Annotated in this window: 2 protein-coding genes; one reads left to right on the top strand and one right to left on the bottom strand. The window is 58.4% G+C overall.

The genetic code is table 11. The features are described from left to right. The first annotated feature begins 345 nt into the window (after positions 1 to 345). Positions 346 to 768 (top strand): hypothetical protein, encoded by a 423-nt coding sequence (locus AC5JLB_RS17500; protein ID WP_495875108.1) that lies wholly within the window; start codon positions 346 to 348, stop codon positions 766 to 768. A 996-nt stretch (positions 769 to 1,764) separates the two neighbouring features. On the opposite strand, the gene AC5JLB_RS17495 is transcribed toward AC5JLB_RS17500, so the two are convergent. Continuing rightward, the coding region (locus AC5JLB_RS17495) for an AAA family ATPase (protein ID WP_495875107.1) at positions 1,765 to 3,560 on the bottom strand (1,796 nt) is incomplete at its 5' end.

Raw genomic sequence — 3,560 nt, 5'->3', positions numbered from 1 at the left:
GAGCCTTTACCCGCAGCGTTCCCAAAGCGCGCACGCTCAACTGTGCTCATGCCGTTGCAGTTCAGACATAAGATCCAGTCGATGTCGCGGCTCGCTTCGAGCGAACGGGGGTGCCGGCGATGACAAGATTTAAAGCCTGCAACGGCCAGAATCTCCTGGTCGGGGCTATCTCGGTAACGAGTTGCACCTGATCAACAAAGGGCGCTTCAGGCATCGCCGCTCTTCGTCTGTCCACACTGAACAGCGACGGCGATGATCAACTTGTCGGCGGCACCGGAAACGAGTTATTCGTACAGCACCGGCAGCAACGAGGTGCATGGCGCTCTGGCTCGGACACGCTAATCCTTGTCTTCAGCGAAATCACTATTGTCGAATGGCTCGGTGGAGGCACATGACATCGAGTTTACTGCTGTCACAGACGGAATCTATGCCGTCGGCGACGCTAAAATCGTCGCCGAGGCACTCATGGCCGACGAGGTGGCTCTGCTTTACCGCCGGGGCATTGGCCAAGAGATAGATACGGCGGAGATGGAGTTCTGGCTAGACACCCTCGAGAGTGGCAGGAGGCTGGTCGCGATGGCCAGTACCATGATCAGCAGCCCGGATGTCGCCGCTCGCTTCGGAAACCCGACACGCCTTGGCGATGCTCAGTTATCGACATCCTTCATGAAAGCGTTCTCGGCCGGGAGGGCGAGACCGCTCCCTTCGGCAAGCGACACTCACGGCGGCGTAATGTTGCCATTTTTTCAGAGAGCCCCAAGAATGTAGCGGTTGTCTCCTCGGCCGCCAACGCAATCAATCAGTAGGCGTTGTTGAGATAAACGCGACATGGTGGGCGTAGTTGGTAACCTGACGAGGTACCGCTGATGACCTCAACTGCGTCGGGTCATCGTTCCCGAGACAACGATACGGCTCGTTTCCTTTTGAGGTGTTTACCTCAAAGTGAATATAGGCGTGGCCGGCTTACAGTTCCGGTGCAGGTGCCCCTGCTTCAGAACGTCCGTTGAGATCGTGTTCTATGTTAGAAGCGACCGGCGCTGGCCGCTCGGCCGGGACAATGCCGCAATAGGTGACCAGCATGCTAGCTGGCAAAACGCAGGTTTTCGCTCACGTTAGGTGACTGGCCCACCTACAGGAGGGTTTCCAATCCAACTGCAGTGTTGAGAGCAATCAGATACAAGGCCTTAGCTCTTTACTCCTTCGCGTTCCTTAGCTGTTCTCTTCAACCACGCACGCAGGCGGGTGGCGATCTCTGGCATGGCTGTAGTACACGGCTCCGGGTCGAGAGCATTGGATCGGTGCAGGGCCTAACTTAGTCCGGACTATCTAGAGTCTAGCTGCCCTGTTGTGACCTTCGTGCTAGCCGCTCGCTTGTTAAGCGGCCCTCTATTTCGGCCGCTTCATACAGTAGGACCTGTCTTGCCATCTGAGGTTCACCAGGGCTGATGTGCGAAGTAACCCACTGTTCGGCATAGTCATTTTACAGATGCGAATAAAACTTAGCTCGTGGGCAGGTCGCCGGCACGTCATCTAAACGTCCGACGGCAGCGTGTCGTTAGACGTTGCTGTACGGTGGTCCTCGGCGGCCAGACCCAGAAAGATCAAAGCGGGGCCAGGTAAGGTCCACGACCCACTCGATGGCGGAGCGCTGTGACACAAAGCCCGGTGGCCGGGTTGCTGGATGCCAGTTTGCGTCACCTGATGATCCGCTCGGCTCTGCTTCGCTTTGAGCAACCTGCATGTGAAATACTGAAACTCCCGAGATCATTCGCCGCCGGCGGCTTCAATCTCAACAGGAGGCAGGCTATGACCGGAGCGATGTGATGCAAATATCCGAAGGAGGTCGGCGCCATCAAGCACTCGATGCAAAAGGAGAGCATCGGCGATCACCTTCACGGCTTCGGATTCCTGCCGCACGATGAGCATGGCCCACTTGAACAGCCGTTGAAGCGCTTCTTCGATCTGTTCGTCCACCTCCCGCCTTGCAATCAGGGAAGTACCGCTGGTCAGTCGCCCGTAAAGTCCCATTTCCTCGATCCCCTTGCGCAACATATCGGTAGCCATCTCGAGATCATGTTCGGCACCCGCATGTGCCCCCTTGCCAAAGATTACATCGGCGGCGCGCCCCCCCAGCAAGACTGTGGTGATGGCCTCAAGTTCTTGCCGATTGGGAAACCTGCTTGGAAGCAATCCTTTCACCGACCCGCCCGTCTTTCCTTCAGCTATGATTGACGCGCCCTCTATTTCATGGCTCATCGCCAAGGCTACAACAGCATGCCCAGCTTCGTGCAGCGCTGTGGCCCGGAGCTCTACGGGGTCCCGCGGGTCACTAGGGACCAGTACGCTCATGAGGTCGCTGGCCTCCAAGGAACGACCTGCAGCGGCAGCCGCAGAGCGCGCGGTCCGAACCAGAGCTTCAATGTCGGCAGGAGTCTTTCCCTTGGACAGTCGAGCAACAGCCTTGATGGTGCTAGTATCGAGCGCACCGCCGAGGTGATGCTTCAAGACTGCGGAAACTTCTTCCAGGCTGCGTGGTGGAAGCACCGGTACATGTCTCTCCAACCTCCCTGATCGAGTGATGGCAGGATCCAGGCGCTCGAGAAAATTTGTGGCGGAAAGGAGAAGCACGGGCCTGCCGGATCGGCGCAACCTGTCGATCTGCAGGAGGAGCAACGTTACGACCGGGGTCCAATACTCGCGGTCTTTTGGCCCGAGTGCCATGCGGTTTGGAATGGCCTCCACTTCGTCGATGAAGCCGATCGAGCTTGTTGCGCCGAGGAGATCATCAAAGAACCCGGTGATGCGCTTGCTTACCCCACCAAGGTAGCCGTCACTTTCCGAAAACCAGGATCCTACAGAAGTCTGGACAAGGCGCCAATTGGCGGAGCGAGCCAGCGCAGACACCAGGAGCGTCTTGCCGGTACCCGGCGGTCCAAATAAAATTGCGTAGCTCAATTCGGAAGGGGCGAGCACCCGCGCGTCGACCCGGCGCAATTGATCCAGAAGCGAGAAGGACCAACTCGCAACCTCAGCTCCCAGCGGGAGATCTTCCAGCCGGGGCACCCCATGACCGCTTATTGGCTGACGGGACCGTTCTGTGAGGCGCGCCAGACGTCGGACGCACTCCGCAGGTGTGCTTCCGGGCCGAAGGGCGCAGAGCAAGGAGCTGAAATCCAGGTCACCGACGTTTTGTTCATTAACCTTGGGCACCGCCCTGCCCGTGAGTTTGCGGATTGCCTGCTGGATGAACTTCGCGTCGAGTGCTCCAACGGTTAGGCTTTCGTCGACCGCTGCCAGAAGAAACGCTGGGAGTACTCCGTGGGCATCATGTGTGACGAGGACGAGGTGCCTGCCCTTCTCTAGGCGCTCGATCATATCAGTCGCAGGGCCGCTGTTGCCGTCCTTCTTAGGGTCGAGAAATGCTTTCGCTCGGGCGTTTGTAAACCTGCGGTTGAGTTCGGCAGCGACAGGAGCGGCCCAACCCGGCGCCGGCACGACAAGAAGCACCAGCTGGGAGGTGGGCTTGGCGAGAATTTGGCCTAGCCGGGCGACTTCAGGGC

This window comes from Myxacorys chilensis (assembly GCF_059505265.1).
The sequence above is the reverse complement of the archived record's forward strand: the minus strand, read 5'-3'. Positions and strand labels throughout refer to the sequence as shown.